This window comes from Paenibacillus sp. HGF5 (genome assembly GCF_000204455.1).
In the GTDB taxonomy this organism is placed as follows: Bacteria; Bacillota; Bacilli; order Paenibacillales; family Paenibacillaceae; genus Paenibacillus_AQ; species Paenibacillus_AQ lautus_A.
In genome coordinates this window covers 30,325-49,942 of record NZ_AEXS01000110.1, presented here as the reverse complement: position 1 = coordinate 49,942, position 19,618 = coordinate 30,325, and the positions used below count along the sequence as shown (strand labels likewise).

Here is a 19,618-nt window from a genome sequence, read left to right as displayed (position 1 = left end):
TTTTTGGGTCCTTCGCCTAATTCTGAGCGTGTGCTATTCCTGATTATCGTACATTATAAGCGATGATACGCATCGAGGTATATATCGGATCGGAGCGAAGTTCCCTTAGTCAGTCGGCTTCCATCTGATGTTTCCGATACTCCAGCGGCGACAGTCCGTTAAGCTGACGGAACAGCTTCGAAAAATAATGGATGGATGAGAAGCCGAACTTCTCGGCGATCTCGGTGATGCTGATGTCTGTATTGCGCAGATCCTCCTTAGCCCGATGGATGCGAAACTGGTTAATATATTGCGTCGGCGGCAGCCCCGTCGATCGCTTGAACAATTCGAAGAAATAACCTCTGCTGATCCGGAGCTCCTCATAATATGCTTCCAACGGCCGCAGATTGCCGTGAAGGATATCCTGATCCAATCGCTGCAGCAGCTTGTTCATTCTGTGATCGGGTATCGTCTCGTCCTGCAGGGCGAAGGCAAGGAAGTATTCGATGAATTGCAGGAATTGGCTCTGCGTCTTCATGCTGCGCATATAGGTATGCTCATTCTCATACTGGTTTCCGGTATAGAATTTTTCAAACCAATCGCTCCATAGGCTGACTTTCTCTACTCTCATGAACTCGGGTATGGCGTAAGGAAAAGCTGGACCTACATAGGAAGGATTCAGTTGGGTCATGTCATAACAGATTACGCTGGGGTGATCGGCCAAATTCCTGCGGTCCACATGGGCCCAGTCGAAATAACAGCACACATGGACCATGGGATCCCGTCTGTCCGCTATCCAATCATGCGGCTGACCTGCCGGTATGTACACAAGGGAACCTGGGTCGGTGATGTGCGTTCGCCCACAGGTACGAACAATGCCCCGTCCCTCGGTAATGAGATAAAGGGATGACGAATAACAGTGGCGGTTGTTATTGCTTTGACCTTTGGAAAAGGGGTATCTGGTGGCATACAGCACATAGGGATGGAAGACGGCAAAATCCACGTATTCATTTCCACATCCTTCAAGAAAAGATTCTATCAATATTCGCATGACGATTGTACAAAAGCCTGACGTTTATGTAAATACAGGGATGGCGGCCATTGCTATACTAACACTAATTCATTTCATGCTTGAGGAGGGAATTGAGATGCTGGACAGTCAATGGCTGTTGACGGATGAACAAATCTGCCAGTTTATCATGAAGGGGTATGTGGTGCTTCATAACGAATTGCCGGATCAGCTGCATGCTGAAGTCAGGGACAAAATCAACGCCGTACTGCACGAGGAAGGAAATCCCGGCAATAACATCCTGCCCCGTGTACCCGAGATTCAGCAGTTCTTCGAAACGCCGGTCGTGCAAGGGGCTTTGACGAGCGTGCTCGGACCGGACTACTACATGCATCCGCATCGGCATTGCCATTACAATCAGCCGGGCGATCCGCTGCCCGGGGGCGGACAGTGGCATAAAGACGGTTACTGGTCCAGCATGCGCAGCCACCGACCTTGGTGGGCGATGATTTTTTATTACATGCAGGATATCACCGAGGAAATGGGACCTACCACCATCATGCCCGGTACCGCATACTACGATAAGTTCGTAGGCGATCAAGGCGAGACGATACTCCCGACCGGCAAAGCGGGAACGATGGTTTTGGTGCATTTTGATTTGTGGCACAAAGCTTCGCTTAATGTGTCAGGCATGGATCGATACATGCTAAAGTTTCAATTCGTTCGATTGCGTGCGCCGGAATCGCCGAGCTGGAATCATCTAGGGACCGAAATGAACCTAACGGGGGGAACCCCTTACGTGCACTGGAATCTTTGGAGGGATGTATGGAACTGGATGCGCGGCGAACCGGGTCAGGAGAACCTCTCGGCAACGGAAGACGAAGTCCCAATCGGGCCATTGGCCGAAGAATTAAAATCCGAGGACGAGGTCATTCGCGCCAGGGCGGCGGATCAAGTTGGAATGTTAGGAGAGAAGGCCGCTTCCTTAGCTCCAGAACTGGGCCGAATGTTGAATGACAAGGAGCCGGTAGCTTTGAATGCCGGTTATGCGCTTGGTCGGCTGGGATCCGCAGGAACCGATGAATTGCTGCGCCTTATGTCCGAAGGTACAAGGCAAATCGCGGAAAGAGCGGCTTACGGACTTCAGAGTGCCGGCGCTGGAGCCGTTCCAGGACTGCTGACACTTCTCGAACATACGGACGAGAAGCGCAGAGCGCTTGCTGCTTTCGCGTTAGGGGCGATTGTGCCTTCGACGCGTGAGGTTGCGTCTGCATTGATCGCATGCTTACAGGACCCGAGCGATTGGGTTCGTCGAAACGCAATCGAAGCGCTGGGCATGATGGGGAGTGAGGCGGGCGAAGTGTGCCAGGCCTTGGCCAGCATATTGGAAGAGTCGATATTGCAAGAGGGGGGCGGAACAGCGGAAACCCGGTATAACGACATCACGCAGCAAAGTTATATCCTGAACAAGCTCGGATATACCGCAGCCTTGTCATTGCTTCGAACGGCCTCGCCAGAGGATGTTCCCATCGTCATCCATTCGCTTGAGCAAGCGCTTCTCAGCAAGGATCGTTACGTAAGGGCGTATGCCTTCGAAACGCTTACCCATCTGCGGACACCCGAGGCGATGGATGTCCTGATCCGATATTACCGACCGGCCAGATGGTGTCCGGACACAACGAAGGCAAGCACGTTCTGATATCCGTATTTTCGTTTCAAGCCCTTCTCATTCCAAGTCGAAATGAGAGGGCTTTTTCGGCATGCCCGAGTTCTGGCATGATTCGCGGCAGGTGTCCTTTTTTTGCAAAAGCATGACCCTTTCATGCAAAGACTTGCTCGAAGCGCTCTAGTAAAATGGGGCTCAAAGTTCGGCATTAGCCGATTATTGTTGAAGGAGGCGGTCATGTATGTCAGCATCAATCAAAAGAGTTCATGTCGTATTCAAGACCCATCTGGACATCGGGTTTACCGATTTGGGAAAGAACGTAATCGAGCGATATATGGAACATTTCATACCCCAGGCCTTGGAGCTGTCCGAACAGCTGGCGAATGAAGAGGGGGACGTAAAATTCGTATGGACGACCGGCTCATGGTTAATCCATGAATTTCTGCAAACGGCTTCTCCTGACATGCGGGCGCGCATGGAAAAAGCCATTGGGGATGGACGCATGGTTTGGCACGGGCTGCCGTTTACAACGCATACCGAGATCATGGATGCCAGTTTATTCGAATTCGGGTTGTCCATTTCGGACGATTTGGACCGAAAGTACGGAAAAACCACGATTGCCGCAAAAATGACGGACGTTCCGGGCCATACCCTTGCCATGGTGCCCCTGCTGGCAAAACACGGCATACAATATTTACATTTGGGCGTTAACATGGTCTCCAAAAATCCCAAGGTGCCGGAGATGTTTGTATGGCGTGCTTCCGACGGTTCGGAGATTATCGTACATTATGCAGATAGTTATGGTAAGCCCTATCGGATGGAAGGGCTGGAGGATGCCTTGTATTTTGCCCATACCCACGATAATCATGGTCCATCCACGATGGAAGAGATCCGGGCATTATTCGAACAGCTGCGACGGGAATATCCAGGGGCGGACATCATGGCCTCGACATTGGATGCTTTTGCCGCGCGGCTTCAAGCCGTGAAAGACCGATTGCCTGTCGTCAGCGAAGAGATCGGGGACTCGTGGATACACGGGATTGCCTCGGATCCTTGGAAAATCGCCCGCTACCGCGAATTGTTAAGGCTTCGGGATCGCTGGATCGAGGCTGGTCGATTGGATAGGGACAGTGAGGCGTACGCTCGATTTTGCAACCGTCTGATGTTGATTCCCGAGCATACTTGGGGGCTGAACAATTCCGTGTATCTCGTCGATTTCGTGAATTATTCCTCGGCTGACCTAGCCGCAGCAAGAGCACGGGATATTGTTGAAAACAATACACGGAAGAAATTCGATTACCTATGCCAGCAGGCAAACGGCACCAGATCGTACAGCCATTACGAGAGTTCCTGGCAGGAGCAGCGGGATTATCTTGAAGAAGCCCTTCAATCGCTGCCCACGACGCTAGCGGCTGAAGCGAGAACCGAGCTGGATCGGATGAATCCGCAGCATACCGTCCTTAACTCGGAGCCGGTGCAGCATAAACAGCCGATCGAAACGAACGAGCTTTACGAATTAGGCCAGTTTCAGGTGAGCTTCGCTGCCGACGGTTCGATTAACCGATTGATGGATCGATCCGGAAAGGCATGGGCGGGAGAGCATCAGAGACTTGGCACTTATATGTATGAAACCTTCGGCCAAGAAAACTACAACCGTTTTTTCAAAGAATACATGACGAATCTGGATATACATCATGGCTGGGCGGATAACGATTTCGGCAAGCCGGGAATCGAGTATGTCAAACCGAGGCCGGAGCATCGGCGGTATACCGCGTCCTTGCGAACACTGCACCTGGAGAGGCATGCCGATTATGATATCGTGACCGCAGAAATGAAGCTGCCGGAGGTTCTCAGTAATCAGTACGGGGCTCCACGACAAATCAACGTACTCTATTCGTTCCATGCGAATGAGCCCGTCATTGAGGTATGCATAAGCTGGATGGGCAAACCGGCATGCCGTCTTCCGGAAGCAAGCTGGTTATCGTTTGTGCCGCTTGTGGATAATCCTAACGCCTGGTCGATGGATAAGCTGGGAATGCGGATATCTCCGTTATCCGTCGTCAAGGACGGCAACCGGAACATGCATGGCGTCAATTCGGGCTTATATTATGAGGGGGCGGACGGAACGGCGGTCATTGAATCCTTGGACGCGCCGCTTGTGTGCCCGGGGGAACCAAGGCTGCTGCAATTCGACAACTCCTATGCTCCGTTGACCGGCGGATTTCATTTCAATCTGCACAACAACGTATGGGGGACAAACTTTATGATGTGGTTCGAAGACGACATGAGGTATCGGTTCCGCTTGAGCCTGCATTCCCATTCGTAAGCTCATTGTGTTTGTAATGAAACGGAAAGATGTGAGTTATGGGCTCGCATCTTTTTTTCATGCCTAATCATCCAAACCGTCAAATTATGATGAAGTATTGTTCTTGGCGATAAAATCCTGAATCCTGTTCCGCAGCTGATCATGCTGTTCAAAATGGTTATACATGCGATAGGCTACCGTCTGCGCATTTCCGAAGAAGAAGCGTTCAAACTGGGTTTGACGGCCCCCGAAAGAGCCTGCGCCAAGCTCCCAGGCAAGGCGGAACAAGGCGATTCGATCCCACGCCTCCGTGGTGGAGCCTTTTAAATATTGGTTCAGGTAAGGACCTGAATCCGACTGGAAGTCCATTTCGGAAGGGATCATAATCAGGCCGCTGGAACCCAGCAGCTGTATCATCTCCACCATCTCGGGATAAAATTGGGGGAATAACATGCTGGATGCGGTAAGCGGGCCCGCCGAAGGAACGAAATAACCGAATTTATCCCGGCTGGCGCCCAGTTCGGAAGCCAGCCTCAGGGCTTTGAAGGTCTCCAGATATGCAATGATTTTTGAAACGTTCGCGATCATATGGCGCTCGAGCCCAACGTTCTGCTCGTCTGCCAAGCTCTCCAGCAAACCAAGCATAAATTCGGTTTTGGCGATATAACGGGTGGCCATTTGATGGGCAATATGGGTGTGAAAGCGACTCTCGCCGAATAAACGTCCGGCATAGGCCTCGTCCCCATAGTAAAAGATCCGGTCATGCGGGACCAATACGTGGTCAAAGATGACGAGAACGTCCATCTCTTCGTATCTGGCGCTCAAGGGATAATCATAGGAAGAAGTGGCACCATAGCTCTCACGGCATATAAACGTCATTCCAGGCAAATCGTTCGGTACCGCAAAGGCGAATGCGGTTGGATTGACATCATGGAACAACGTGGGCGAAGGCGACGGGAATACCAGCATTTCCTCGCACGTGGCTCCCTGCGTTGCCATCATGAAAGCTCCGGTAATGATCATGCCTTGATCGTTGATCTCAACCACCTTGGCGGCAATCGTGTCATCTGCAGCATCTTGCTGTCCGGACATTTTACAAGCATAGGGCTGAATGAAGGCATGGGATAACGTAATATCATGATCTCGACAGTACCGGTAATAGGCCCTGAGGTTTTCAGCATACTTCGGATTGTGTTCCTCCAGTATATCGGCAGCCGTGTACAGCGACATGATCGCCGTGTTCATATAATCGGGAGAGCGGCCTAAAAAACCGTTGTGCCTCTTGGCCCAAAGTTCCATCATCAATCTGCGTTTCTGCAAATCCTCGGCATTCCTCGGCGGGAGAAAAGACAGGCCCACTCGTTCTCCTGTATCGGGCGATGGGTACGTCATCTGCTCGATATGACACGCTTTGCCTTGCATATCGTAAAGCTCCGCTTGGGTCTGAATGATACCCTGGAATGCAGGGTGCTTGGATAAAGGTCCCTGGATAAGCTCCCCTTTATACCGAAGGTTGATGTTTTGCCGATCGATCCGTTCGATGTACTGCTTCCCTGATTTGATAGGCACATTGTTCACCCCGTTTGCGAAAATCGTAAGCTCTAACCAACCTGTCTACTGCTGTTAATGTACGTGCTTAGTCCAAGCGGAGTACATTGTCCGCAGGAAACGCTGCAAAATATGCGGATGTACCTCAGAAGGTGCGACCAGAAGAAGACTTCATACGAAAAAAACGGGCCCGTATGGGCCCGTTTTTATAAGATTTGCGATTACCGGGCTTGACCCAGATACTGCTCCAGCGTCAGCTGTTGTCTCGTAATTTCTCCGGCAATGTAGACGCCCACATAGCGTACATGCCAAGGCTCGTAAGAGTATCCGGTTAATTTCTCCTGACCTTTTCCATAACGAATGATAAATCCGTACTTCGGTGCATTGGCCTTCAGCCATTTGCCTTCCTTCGTATTCCCGAAGCTCTGCTCCAGGGCATAGCCTACGGAAGCACTGGATATATCCATGCTAAGCCCGGTCTGATGCTCACTTTGCCCCGGGCGTGCGCTTGTTTTGTTAGCGACAGCCTCGCCCTTGATACTGGCGTTACGCTCGAATATGGCTTTTTGGGTTGCATAGGAACGATAACCCGATACGGCTTTGAGGTCGATCCCGTCCCGTTTGGCAGCAGCGAACAGCTTTTCGAGCGCAGACGCCGCTATTTTTTTCATCTGCTTTTTGGGGCTTGGTCCCGAGAAGCTGAACGGAATTTGGGGTACGACCAAATCTTGCGGTACATAATTCGATGGTAGATTTCTTTGTTTGTTGACGAGCACAACCGTGCTGGACAGATTGGTGACCGTATTTATCCCGTTTACCGACCTCAGCGTCCGTTTAGGGGCGTTGTTATCCAAAAACTTCGAAAATGATAGGCTGGCTGAAGATGCTGCGGCAGCTTCCGCCTTATCCAAGCCGGAACCATTCGGGAACCCGGATAAAGCCAAACTTGTTACGACTGAACCGATGATGACGGATGGCAGGATTGTTTTGATAAATGTATTGCGCATGTGTAGTCCCTCCTCGTTAGCTGTCTATTGAGTATATAAGAGAGTTATATCGATAGAATCTCCGGATTGTTTCTGAATTGTAAACAAAATAGAATAGATTGAATCTAATCATAACCCAAAAATAGATTATAGTAATATATGAAAAAGGGACGATTTTCTACATAAGGAGACTTTATACATGGAAATACGCGATTATATCAAACGAGGGTTTGAGGCCTATTACGCAAAATACAGCGAAATTTCGGAGGATGGGTTCTGCAGGTGGATGCGGCCGGACGTTCCCGCAGAGATGAAGACCGTTGATACAGACGAGGAATGGTCCATATGGAAATTGGTCCCTTCCATTGTGAGCGAAGAGCAGATTAGGGCCATGGAAGCAGAGTATGGATTGAATTTTCCCGAGTGGTATAAAGCATTCATCTCCACGTACCATCATTACTTTGACGTCATACCTGAACAGGCAGTAGACGAGCCGCTGGAGAACGTCAGGAATATGTACAATCCCTTGTTGTGCCGGCTGGGATATCTCCCTTTCACTTGGGATTCCGAATACGGGAAGATCTGGTGTATCGATGTATGTGGAGACGCCGGTGAGGGGATCGAGGCCATCTATGAGATCGAACATGAAATTTTGTTTGACCTGGATGAAGATCGAACGGATCGGGACGAGCTTAAAGAGTCGCTAGTATTTTTGTACCCGGATTTCAAAGCGTATTTTGACGATACGTTCCTGGAGGGCTGACGGGATCCATTTCAGAAATATAAGGAGAAGTATCAAATGCGAAATGAACAGCTGCAGGAAATTATGAATGAATACGACATCCGGGAACCGGAAATTACCTTTATTCGGCATAATGAAAATCGAACGTATAAGGTAGTAGGCCATGACGGAAGCGCATATCTGATGCGCATTCATCAACCGCTAAAAGAAGGCATGGCTGGTCAGCAGCATACCTACGACGGTTTGCTGGGCGAACTGCAAATGCTGGAGCACTTGTCAGGATGGGATCATCTGCTTGTCCAAAGGCCTATGCGTAATCGGAAAGGTGAAATGATCACGATCATCGAACACGAGGGGAAGCGTTGGAACAGCTCCGTGCTTACCTGGCTGGAAGGAAGAGACTTGCAGAAGGATGACGTAAGCGACCCGGTATTGGTCGAGAAGCTGGGGGCTTGCATTGCTGAGCTGCACAAATTTTATGGCTCATACGAGCAGGAGGGCTTGGACAAGCGTCCGAGTCAGGGGTTAGCCTACAATCTATATATGATTGAAGTTATAAAGCAAGGATTGGCGAAAGATTTGTTTACTTCCTCCGACGTTTCCATAATTGAAGAAACGATATCGTTGGTTAACGCGCGCCTTGTGGACAGTGGTAACGTTGAGGCCTGGGGGCTTATCCACGGTGATTTAAGCTTGGGGAATATCATCATGACCTCAGATGGAGAACTGAGTTTTATCGATTTTGGTTTTTTCGGACCAGGGTACCATTATACGGATGTTGCCATGGGTGCCATGATGGTTCCTTCACAGCTTCGGGATACATACCTGAAAGGGTATTATGGCAATGATCATACGGGACAACATAAGCTTGTTTTATTAGAAGGCTTCATGCTGCTGGCCATTATCGGCTACTATGTCTTTCAGATGGAGAATGAATCCGTATATGCATGGATGCGTGAACGAATGCCGAAGCTGTGCGCCGATTTCTGCACGCCTTATTTGTCGGGTGCACGCATATTTTATTCCGTATAGTTCGATGTCGAATCACACGATGTCCGTGAAAGTTAATTATAAGCATTCAATCCCTTGGTCAGCAGGCTGATCGGGTGATACCATATGAGATATCAACGATATGATTAGAGGTGAACACCGTATGGCGAAAAGCGAACTTCTGCTGCAACAAGAGGCTCTCCAGGAGGAAGCTTCTGAGGTAGCAGATGAACTTCGACTTTACGAGTTATTAAGTCAAGCAGGCGAACCGGTGCGTGTCGGCAGTTCAGCCCTCGGATTGATGGTATGGAGAGACCTGGACATGACGGTAAAATGTTCTCGGCTGAATCAACCATTAACTGCACAAATCGCATCGGAGCTCATGCTGCACGCAGGTGTACGGGAGCTGAAGTTCATCAACGATACCGGAGTTTATAATACGGATCCCCTTTATCCCGATGGATTGTACATCGGCCTTAAGTATATATCTGAGCGTGGGAAGGAGTGGGCCCTGGACATTTGGTTCGTGGATGAACCGGAGAAACAACCTGACTTGAAACATATCATAACGATGCCTGAACGGCTGACTCAGGAACGCCGGGAAGCTATTTTGAGAATCAAAAAATCGTTGGGCAAGCCGAGCTGAATATGGCAAAAGTGTGCGAAGCTTCGATATTTATACAGCGGTTCTCAAAGAAAACATAAACACGCCGGAACAGTTTCAAGCCTGGCTGGGCCAAAGGTCCGTGAATAAAGATGAAAGCCCATGATTCAAGAATAGGAGATCTGCATATGGAGATTATCAAGCATAACCAAGACCATTGGGAGCTTAAAGTCAAACAGAATAATCAGTGGACGGTTCCTGTAAGCAGCGAAGAAATCCAGAAAGCCAGAACGGGCGATTGGTCTATTATCGTCACTTCAACCAAGCCTGTGCCCAAAGAATGGTTTCCGGAACTAAACGGAAAGAATGTGCTCTGCCTAGCTTCTGGAGGAGGGCAGCAGGGACCCGTTCTGGCCGCTGCGGGAGCGAATGTAACCGTGCTGGATTTCTCCGAATCTCAATTGGACCAGGATCGCTTTGTTGCTGAACGGGACGGATTGTCTATTCGGACGGTTCTCGGTTCGATGACGGATTTAAGAATGTTTGAATCGGAGAGCTTTGATTTGTTGGTTCATCCGGTATCTAACCTTTATGTGCCTGATATTCAGCCGGTCTGGCAGGAGGCATATCGCGTGTTAAAGCCTGGCGGCATGTTGATTAGCGGCTTTATGAACCCGGTCTTTTATTTATTCGACTGGGAACTGGAAGAACAGGGCACGCTTCGGGTGAAGCACACCCTTCCCTATTCGGAACTGGATTATGCGACGGAAGAAGAAATCGTGCGAAGCGGGGCAGCATTGGAATTCGGACATACGCTGGAACAGCAAATGGGAGGTCAGATTCAATCCGGATTTATGATTGCCGGGTTATACGAGGATTCCTTCGGAGGCGAGAAATTGTTGGACCGTTATGCAAACAGTTTTATTGCGACAAGAGCCATAAAGCTTTAACCTCATACCTACTTCCAATTCTTCACCAGAAGAGTCATCCTAACGGGTGGCTTTTCTTTTTTATGTATATGTAAAACTTAAGTGAATCCTATATTTTAAATATTATCCATATAGATGTTCCTATGATAGCATAATCGTATATCTGGCAAGGGAAGGAACGATGGATATGAGTACCGCATTTTGGTTAACGAATGCTCGTATAGAGAGCGGCTATGAAGTTCAAGAAGGCGTTATTACGGGAACAAAAACGGAGATTTGCCACGTATTCATAGAGGACGGGAACATCGCGAAGATCGTGCCATCCGACAAGACCATCACGGATTCATGGCCGCGACACGACGTGAAGGGATTGCTGCTTTTGCCGTCCTTTACCGAAAAGCACTGCCATCTGGATAAAACGCTGCTCGGTGACCGGTGGCGATCCGTAACGCCGGTCTCCAGCATTTTCGAGCGTTTGGATATCGAGAAAGCAACGCTTCCGGCCCTGGATACCCGGACGCAGGACCGTGCGGAACGCCTGCTTCACATGTACCTGGAGTCCGGGGTGACGCACGTACGAACGCATGTCGATATTTATCCGGAAGTGGGTTTGGCTAACTTCGAAGCGGTTCAACAAGCATTGCACGCATTTGAAGGAAAGTTATCCTACGAGATCGTAGCTTTTCCACAGCATGGTTTGCTGCGCTCGAAGTCAAAGGAATGGGTGAGACAAGCACTTCGCAGCGGAGCAGGCTTGGTAGGAGGGGTTGACCCGGCGACGGTGGATGGTGATATCGAAGCCTCCCTGCAGGAAATGGTGGAGCTCGCCGTGGAGGCGAATGCGGGAATTGACCTGCATTTGCACGATGCCCATCATCTGGGAACCTTCACCATGAAGCGGTTGGCACAGCTGACCATCGAGGCGGGCCTGCAGGGCAAGGTGGCGATCAGCCATGCATTCGGACTCGGCGATATCCCGACGCCGCAAGCCATCGAAATGGGGGAAATGCTGGCTGATGCAGGGGTTGCCATTATTTCGAGCGTGCCGATCGGTCGCAGCATGCCGCCGGTCGGTTTGCTGCACGAGTGCGGCGTAGAGGTAGCCGTCGGTTGCGATAACATTTTTGACGTGTGGTCGCCTTTCGGAAACGGGGACGTGCTGGAACGAGCGGGCCGGCTGGCTGAGGTGTCCCGATGGGTGGATGAACGCTCTTTGGCACGGACGCTTCAATATATCACCGGCGGCATGACGCCGCTTGGTCCGGATGGCGAGCAGATATGGCCGCAGGCCGGGGACGCCGCCAGCATCGTGTTTGTCGAAGCTTCTTGTTCCGCCGAAGCCATTGCCAGAAGATCGAAGCGCGTGGCGACGATGTTTAAGGGCAGCATCGTTTCCGGTTCGCTTTAGGCGACGCATGTCGATCAGGATCAAGTTGCTGCTGTCCTTTACCGGCATGCTGGTCATCAGCTTGTTGGTTTTCGTCTTGACTGCCAGTTTGTTTACCGTCGCGGCTACCGGCGACATTCGCGGGGTTCGGGATTTTTATAAAGTTCACTACCAGGTTAACCCGCTGACCGAGCAAGAGGAGTCTATATTCCTTGAATTAAAATATCTTGCCAAGAACGAACCGGACGGTCTGCTGGATCAAGAGCTGCTGAAGGAATATGATTTTAAGCTGAGAACCGTGCGGGCAGGCCTGTACGTCCGTAAGGAAAGCCTTCAGGTTTACGAGTCCAATACGATAAACCAGCCTGAGCTGGAAGCGAATCTCCCTCCATTCGACCTGAACAACAATCAAATCCGCAATACGCTGAGCATCGGGGAACGCTTTTATGCTTATGCCAAATTCGACTTCCGGTTCTCGGACGAGACGAAGGGAAGCGTATACGTGATCCGAGAGCGAAGTCCTTTCGGCGAGGTAACACGCAAGCTGTTGCCCATCCTTGTATTGAGTCTCGTTGGCATCATTGTGGTTGCGAACGTGATGTTATACCGCTGGATTACGCGCAGCGTGGTCAAACCGCTTGACTTGCTCCGAAATTCGGCCGAACACATCAAGGAGGGGAATCTTCAGTTTTCCCTGGATATGCATTCGAAGGACGAAATCGGCCTGCTAAACGAAACGTTTGAGAATATGCGAAAGCGGCTGCACGAATCGATTCAGCTCCGGCTCCGGGACGAAGAGAACCGAAAAGAGCTGATCTCCAATATCTCACATGATCTGCGCACACCGATAACGAATATAAAGGGTTATGTCGAGGGCATTCGAGACGGCGTCGCGGATACGCCTGAGAAGATGGATAAATACGTGAATATCATTTACACCAAAACCATCGATCTGGATAAACTCGTGGATGAGCTGTTTCTGTATTCCAAGCTGGATTTGAAGCAGGTGCCGTTTATGTTCGAGCATGTTGATATCATCGGTTTCATTGACGACTGCATCGATGAGCAGCGCTATGTTCTGGAGGAGAAGGACATTCTGCTGGAGTGGAAGGAACGCCCCGGTGATCCTGTCGAAGTCATTGCCGACCTTGAGAAATTAAAGCGAACCGTGCTCAACATCATTGGAAATGCCCAGAATTTCATGGACAAGGGGCAAAAAAACATCGGCGTCTCGATCCGGCTGTCTCCGGAATGGGTAACGGTTGAAATCCGGGATAACGGCACAGGCATCGCGCCAGAAGCGATCCCTTATATATTCGAAAGGTTTTATCGGGCCGAGCCATCCCGCAACTCTTCAACGGGCGGCAGCGGTCTGGGTCTTGCGATTGCGAGCCAGATCATTGAAGGACACGGGGGTCAAATCTGGGCTGAAAGCGAGCTTGGCGTCGGAACAAGCCTGTACTTTACCCTGAAACGAGCGAACAGGAAGGAGGCGCGGTAACCCATGGCCACACGCATTCTCATCATTGAAGACGAAACGACCATCGCCCAGTTGGAGCGGGATTATTTTGAGCTGAACGGTTTTGCCGTCGATTTATGCCATACGGGTGACGAGGGCTTGAAGCTTGCCCTTAACGAGGACTACAGTCTCATCATTGTGGACCTTCAGCTTCCCGGCATGAATGGCTACGAGTTGTGCAGCCATATCAGGAAGAACAAGGAGGTCCCGATTCTGATCGTATCCGCCAAGAATGAGGAGATCGATAAAATCCGTGCATTTAATCTCGGTGCCGACGATTACATTACCAAGCCTTTTAGCCCGAGCGAATTAGTCGCAAGAGCCAAAGCCCATTTGATGAGATATGTCAGGCTTCTGGGCAAGCAAAGTCCGAGTCCAAGCTCGGAAATTCATATCCGGGGTCTGGTCATCGACAAAACGGCGCGAAGGGTGTTCGTACGCAATCAGGAAGTCGCGTTTACGACCCGGGAATTTAATTTGCTTGAATTTCTTGCGAGCCATCCGAACCGGGTGTTCAACAAACATGAATTGTTCGAACGGATTTGGGGCATGGATTCCAGCGGGGATATCGCTACCGTCACCGTTCACGTCCGAAAGCTGCGCGAAAAGATGGAGCTGGATCCATCCAATCCGCAGTACATTGAAACGGTATGGGGAGCGGGCTATCGTTTTTCGGTCTGAATGAGTTTAGAAATTGTTAATAAATATTTTCGAAACGTTTAATCCCGGATTTCTTGGGAGTTTAGGACTCTCATCTATCATGGAGATATGACGATTATCGTTCATATTCATCGAAGATAGGGAGGACTTACGAATGAAGAAGTATTCGAATAAACTGGCGGCCATGATGCTGGCCGCCGCACTGGGAACGGCGACGCTTCCGTTTCATGTTCTGCAGGCCGACGCTGCACAAGCGCCGCTCGCTGCCCAAGATATAGAGCAAGCCGTTCAGGGGCTGTCCCAGCTGCGCGTGATGCAGGGTTACCAAGACGGCACGATGGGGATAACAAGCCCGATCACACGGGCAGAGCTGGCGAAAATGCTGGTGCTTGCGTTTGGACTTGAAGGCAAAGGGGAGACAGAGCCAAGCTTCACGGATGTGAAATCAAACGCGTGGTATGAGCGGTACGCAACTGAGCTGGTAGCACTAGATATTATGCAGGCACCGGACGGACGTTTTGATCCAAGGGGAAGCGTTACCCATGCCGAACTGGTACAGATGGTGTCTAAGGCTCTGAAACGAGATGCGAAGTCCGTGGATTACTGGGCGGAGCGTTTTTATTCCGAGGAGGGCCATACCACTCGAGGTCAAGCTGCCTATTTGATAAGCATTGCACATGACGCAATTCCATCGGAAAAAGCAAAAATCACGAGCGTCCGCGCACTGAATGCCATCACCTTGATTGTCACCTTTGATGCTCCATTGACATCGGACGATGAGGCGTTTGCCAAAGCCAAAGAAGATTTTCAATTTAACGACGGTCTTGCGCTAACGAATATGCCGCGTCTGAAGACGGGTTCTATTTCCACCTATATCGTCCCAACCTCTGTTCAAAAACCGGATACATCGTATACGCTGACCTATAAAGGGAAAACAGCAGGTACATTTACAGGAAACAGCACGAAGCTGGACATGACCGAGGCTAGACAGGTCACCCAGGATACATTTGAATTGGAGGCGCTCAAGGAGAATGGCGTCGTTGACTACGGTTATGTTATTTCCGCTTATAGCGGAGGCCGCGGAACCAATGCCTTCGTATTGGATGAGAACAACAGCGCCGATGGCAAGGTCTATCAGATCATATCTTCTGGTCAAGCCAGGGATGTTACGATTACGCCTGCAGGCGGACAACCTATCGTGGCCAAATACGTACCCTTCACCCAATCCACCGACGGCAAGCAAGAGCCGAAATTCCGATTGCCGGAAGGCCAGACGTTGACGCCGGGCGTTACCTACACCGTTACTTCGGACTGGGCACAGATCGCCAACCCGTCATTCGTTGCAGGATCGGTTGCTCCGCTGGAAATCATCGGAGCCGAGGCAGTCAGCGACAGTTCCATTGCCATCACCTTGTCCAAGGATCCGGGGGATGAGCTGTTCTCCGGCCGGAGCGTGGAATTGACCGACGCTGACGGCGATCAACGCATTGCGACCTATAAATATTCAAGCCGAAAAGGAGCCGTAGGCATATTCGATCTGACGCAGGAAAGTAAATTGACGCCGGGATCGACGTATACCATCAAACCGGTAGGCGAGTGGGCAGGAGAAACCGATGCGTCCCTGACCGTCAATTAATCCATTACAGCATGGACATGGCTGTCTGTCCATACCTAAGAGGACGAGCGTAAAGCTCGTCCTCTTGAACTTGTTTATAAGTGACTATCCAAATGGTTCTATCATTTGTAAAATTAAGGGTAAGCACTTATGCTGGTTTCAAAATCTGCTATATTCGAGGTGTACATATGGTCGAAGAGCTTGCTCATTATTTAAGCGAATGTGATATTGAAGTTTTGGATTTGGATGGCTTAACGCTCCCTGTCCCAAAGGAAGGGGAGCACAAGATTCTCATCGCTCCCGGCTGCAATCTGGTGGAAATGATGGAGGAAATCTGCGAAGAAGAAACCCTTTCTGAATACGTGAACAAGGAGCTGGAGCAGGTTCAGCGGTTAAGCATGAAAGATGTATTGGGAAAAATCGTGGCTTCGCGATTATCCTATACGGATATTGCGCTGGAACCGGAAGAATTAGAAGGCAAGAGCTTTGAGGAATTATATCGTTCTTATTCATTATTATGGGAAGGCAGCGAAATGCTTAACGAAGAGTTTGGCGAATCGGATGCCGAGCCCTTTGACTGGAATACGTCATGGGTACAGGGAAAGGTGGAAGAGGACGAGCAGGTGATCCTGCTGACGCTGCCGGCCGAAGCCGGATATGAAGCGCCGCTGTGGGTTCCGATGGGAGGTTATAACGAATGTCCGTTGCCCGAGCATCAGTCGGTGTTTTTTAAGCATTTTCAGCAGAAGCATCAGATTAAAATTGTGGCCGTCTCGGAAGATACTTGGATTCTTCAGGCCGGAAAACGACCCCAAACGTTTGATGAAGCATTACGGCTCGCCAAGGAGCATTTTATTTTCTGCCAATATGTCATGGACGGGTTTCCGACGCTTGGACATTATGCGGACTATCTAATGAAGCACGATATCTGGTATTTTTGGTGGGATTAAACGTCAGCTGCCGCGTGAAAACGCGGCTTTTTTTATGTGGACAATGGTCAAAATATCCAAAGGCATGGTGATTTTCCGTTATTGTCATAAAGCATCATGAACCTTAACAATCGGATATTTACCAAGCTTGCCGATTCCCCTAATATGGAGTTACTTTCCGTCATTTAGCCGCGTGCAGGCCCGATATGGAAAAATGTACCCTTCCATACGCAGAAGTACCTACCCATGCGCCGCAAACATCCATTATGATCAAATTTATTAGTTGGCGGGAGAACTTGAGTCGTTATTTTTTGAAAACGCTGTCAAATAAGGGGGGATATTTATTCTTAAGCATTCGAAGGTATTTCGCAGCTTTCTCATCTCCTATATTGCCATTCTGCTCATTCCCACCATCGGAGGATACATATCCTACTTAACCTCCATCTCCGTAACGCAATCCATTTCGATTGAGAACAGCATCGTTCAGCTCGAGAAAAGCCAGGAGCTGCTGGAGCACAGGATGGCGGAAGTGGAAGGGATGACGCGGCAGCTGGCGATCAATCAAGACCTTAACGTGCTGCTCAACGATCATCTTGCCCAAAGGGATGTTTACGGCATATGGAGAACGATGCGCAATGTGTTGACTTTCGGTCAAACCAACGATTTTCTTCAGCATTACTACATCTATTTGGCGAATTACGACTTGATTGTAACGTCGGGCTCCTCTTATCGGCCGGAGCATTACTACGAGTTTTTTCATTATGGCGACCTCAGTTTTGAGGAGTGGAAACAACAGATCCTGGAGAAAGCCCATCGCAGTGAAATCAAACCGCTCTCTTCCTTTTCCGAAAGGGACAACGAAACTTCCGTCATCACGTACATGCAGTCGCTCCCGCTGGACAGCTTCAACGATTCGTCCCCGGCCAACGTCGTGGTCGTGATTGATGCACGGACGATTGCCGGATTATTCTCGGGGTTAACCGACAACTACGACGGGTGGGTCCACATCCACGACGGGAAAGGGAATACGCTTGCCCTTCAAGGAAACATGGAATCCGATGTGAGCCGAATCATGAACGATCCAGCATTCGATCAGAACAAAACGAGCCAGTTCTACAAGAATGACCTTGTGATCACAACGCGCTCCGATAAGAGCGGTTGGGTCTATCAGGCCGGCATCCCCCGCAGCGCCTTAATGGAGAATGCCGATCAAATTAAACAAGCGTCCTGGTTCATTACCGGGGGCGCCATGATCGTCGGGCTGCTGTTCGGGTTGTATTTGGCTCATCGGAACAGCGTGCCGATCCATCGAATGATTAGCATCATGAAAGAGCAGTTCGGCAGGGATGAGCTGACGGAGCGCAATGAATTCGACTTTTTGAGCGGGAATATTGCCAATATGATCAGCAAAAACAAACAGCTGGAAAACGAGCTGACGCGTCAGCTGCCGTTTGTCCGGGATGCTTTCCTGAGACGTCTGATTGCCGGCGAGTTTGAATCGAGGGACGAAATTGCTTCCGCTGCCCAGCAGGCTGATATTGCCTTGCATAACGGAAAGGGCTATGTCGGTATCCTGCAGATCAAAGGATATGCCGGCATGGACAGCGTGGAGATCCTTAACGAGCTTAACGCCGCCCGGCTTCTCATGAAGCAGGCCTTTTCCGAAATCGCCGGGACGCTGCCCATGACGGATCTGGGCTCGGACAAAATGGTGGTTTTGTTCTTTACCGACGAAGATATAGAGCCCGGGCTGGATGAAGAGCTTCGAATTACGGGGTTGATCGATACGCTGACGAAGCAGGTGCTGCATGAATATAAAATGTTCCTCCAAGCCGGTTTCGGCGATCCGTTCGATTCGGTCTCAGAGGCGGGGCAGTCATTTGACCAGGCCAAGCAGGCTCTTGAATACGCCGTTTACATGAATCAAAAAGAGACGGTGTGGTACCGCGAAGCCCGAATCGTCAACACAACGTATTACTACCCGCTGGACACCGAGCAGCGCTTGATCAGCACGATACGGGCAGGGGAGCTGGAAGAAGCCGAGAAGATCGTCAATCTGATCATGGATCAAAATCTCCATCAGCGGGAGTTATCGGTCGAGATGAAGCATCAGCTGGTAGGCGAAATCAAAGGAACGTTCCTTAAGTTAATGGATCAGAAAATTTTTGCGGAATCGGAATGGTTTGAAAACATAAAAAGGCGCATCATCGATATCGGCTTTACCGAGCCGCTGGAGTCGATTCATAACGAAATCCGCGCGATCATGGGAGAGCTGTGCAGATATATTGCCAATAAAAAGAAGGACTCCCATGCCAAACTGATCAGGCAGATTTATGAATATACCGAAGCGATGTACGCACATCCGGATCTCACCTTATACCGCGTGGCCGAGCATGTGGAGCGGCCGGAGAAATACATCTCCCAATTGTTCAAGGAAGTAACCGGGGTCAATTATTCCGATCATCTGATCAAGTTGCGGATGGATCGGGCGGCCATTCTGCTTGCCGAGACGAACCTCACGGTCGATGAAATAGCGGCTCAGGTGGGCTACAACAGCTCCCATTCGTTTCGCAGGGCATTCAAGCGCCTCATCGGCATTTCCCCGAGCGCTTACCGTCAGTCTCATGAGGTCGGATAAAGGGTTGATCCTCGCAAGCCGCATTGTCGCTTAGGACGATGCGGCTGTTTGGGCTAAAGAAACGCCAATACGCGGGATTTGGCCCCTGACGAGACAGGATGCCCTGCGGAAA

The 19,618-nt window shown here is 50.1% G+C and carries 15 protein-coding genes; 12 read left to right on the top strand and 3 right to left on the bottom strand.

Going from position 1 to position 19,618, the window contains the following annotated elements:
* Positions 1–109 precede the first annotated feature (109 nt).
* On the bottom strand, positions 110–982 hold the full coding sequence (locus HMPREF9412_RS17385) for an AraC family transcriptional regulator (RefSeq protein WP_036672586.1): 873 nt from the start codon (positions 980–982) through the stop codon (positions 110–112).
* A 145-nt stretch (positions 983–1,127) separates the two neighbouring features.
* Here HMPREF9412_RS17385 and HMPREF9412_RS17380 point away from each other — a divergent pair, with 145 nt between their 5' ends.
* Positions 1,128–2,687, top strand: a complete 1,560-nt coding sequence (locus tag HMPREF9412_RS17380; protein WP_009592938.1) for a HEAT repeat domain-containing protein — start codon at positions 1,128–1,130, stop codon at positions 2,685–2,687.
* Positions 2,688–2,895: 208 nt separating this feature from the next.
* A complete protein-coding gene (locus HMPREF9412_RS17375; protein ID WP_009592930.1) occupies positions 2,896–4,980 on the top strand; it encodes a DUF5054 domain-containing protein in 2,085 nt (694 codons plus the stop codon).
* Between the two features lie 84 nt (positions 4,981–5,064).
* On the opposite strand, the gene HMPREF9412_RS17370 is transcribed toward HMPREF9412_RS17375, so the two are convergent.
* Together HMPREF9412_RS17370 and HMPREF9412_RS17365 are read right to left on the bottom strand one after the other, a co-directional pair.
* The gene (locus HMPREF9412_RS17370) at positions 5,065–6,528 is read right to left on the bottom strand and encodes a 4-hydroxyphenylacetate 3-hydroxylase family protein (RefSeq protein ID WP_009592976.1); all 1,464 of its coding nucleotides are present in this window, start codon (positions 6,526–6,528) and stop codon (positions 5,065–5,067) included.
* A gap of 200 nt (positions 6,529–6,728) precedes the next feature.
* Positions 6,729–7,514 carry a M15 family metallopeptidase gene (locus HMPREF9412_RS17365; RefSeq protein ID WP_009592946.1) on the bottom strand — a complete coding sequence of 262 codons (786 nt, stop codon included), beginning with the start codon at positions 7,512–7,514 and terminating at the stop codon, positions 6,729–6,731.
* Positions 7,515–7,692: 178 nt separating this feature from the next.
* Here HMPREF9412_RS17365 and HMPREF9412_RS17360 point away from each other — a divergent pair, with 178 nt between their 5' ends.
* The 10 genes from HMPREF9412_RS17360 (at position 7,693) to HMPREF9412_RS17315 (ending at position 19,506) form a co-directional block, all read left to right on the top strand.
* Positions 7,693–8,256: an SMI1/KNR4 family protein gene (locus HMPREF9412_RS17360; protein WP_009592974.1), complete on the top strand. Its 564-nt coding sequence runs from the start codon at positions 7,693–7,695 to the stop codon at positions 8,254–8,256.
* Between the two features lie 36 nt (positions 8,257–8,292).
* A complete protein-coding gene (locus HMPREF9412_RS17355; RefSeq protein ID WP_009592981.1) occupies positions 8,293–9,267 on the top strand; it encodes a phosphotransferase enzyme family protein in 975 nt (324 codons plus the stop codon).
* A gap of 121 nt (positions 9,268–9,388) precedes the next feature.
* On the top strand, positions 9,389–9,871 hold the full coding sequence (locus HMPREF9412_RS17350) for a hypothetical protein (protein ID WP_009592935.1): 483 nt from the start codon (positions 9,389–9,391) through the stop codon (positions 9,869–9,871).
* 146 nt (positions 9,872–10,017) lie between these two features.
* Entirely contained in the window at positions 10,018–10,779 is a 762-nt protein-coding gene (locus HMPREF9412_RS17345) for a class I SAM-dependent methyltransferase (RefSeq protein WP_009592975.1), read from the top strand.
* Between the two features lie 166 nt (positions 10,780–10,945).
* A complete protein-coding gene (locus tag HMPREF9412_RS17340) occupies positions 10,946–12,166 on the top strand; it encodes an amidohydrolase (protein ID WP_036672612.1) in 1,221 nt (406 codons plus the stop codon).
* Between the two features lie 7 nt (positions 12,167–12,173).
* On the top strand, positions 12,174–13,646 hold the full coding sequence (locus HMPREF9412_RS17335) for a sensor histidine kinase (protein WP_009592963.1): 1,473 nt from the start codon (positions 12,174–12,176) through the stop codon (positions 13,644–13,646).
* A gap of 3 nt (positions 13,647–13,649) precedes the next feature.
* The gene (locus HMPREF9412_RS17330) at positions 13,650–14,345 is read left to right on the top strand and encodes a response regulator transcription factor (protein WP_009592947.1); all 696 of its coding nucleotides are present in this window, start codon (positions 13,650–13,652) and stop codon (positions 14,343–14,345) included.
* Between the two features lie 133 nt (positions 14,346–14,478).
* Entirely contained in the window at positions 14,479–15,960 is a 1,482-nt protein-coding gene (locus HMPREF9412_RS17325) for an S-layer homology domain-containing protein (protein WP_009592931.1), read from the top strand.
* A 167-nt stretch (positions 15,961–16,127) separates the two neighbouring features.
* On the top strand, positions 16,128–16,889 hold the full coding sequence (locus HMPREF9412_RS17320; RefSeq protein ID WP_009592939.1) for a DUF4253 domain-containing protein: 762 nt from the start codon (positions 16,128–16,130) through the stop codon (positions 16,887–16,889).
* Between the two features lie 499 nt (positions 16,890–17,388).
* Complete coding sequence (locus HMPREF9412_RS17315; protein WP_009592934.1) at positions 17,389–19,506, top strand: helix-turn-helix domain-containing protein; 2,118 nt, start codon at positions 17,389–17,391, stop codon at positions 19,504–19,506.
* Positions 19,507–19,618 lie beyond the last annotated feature (112 nt).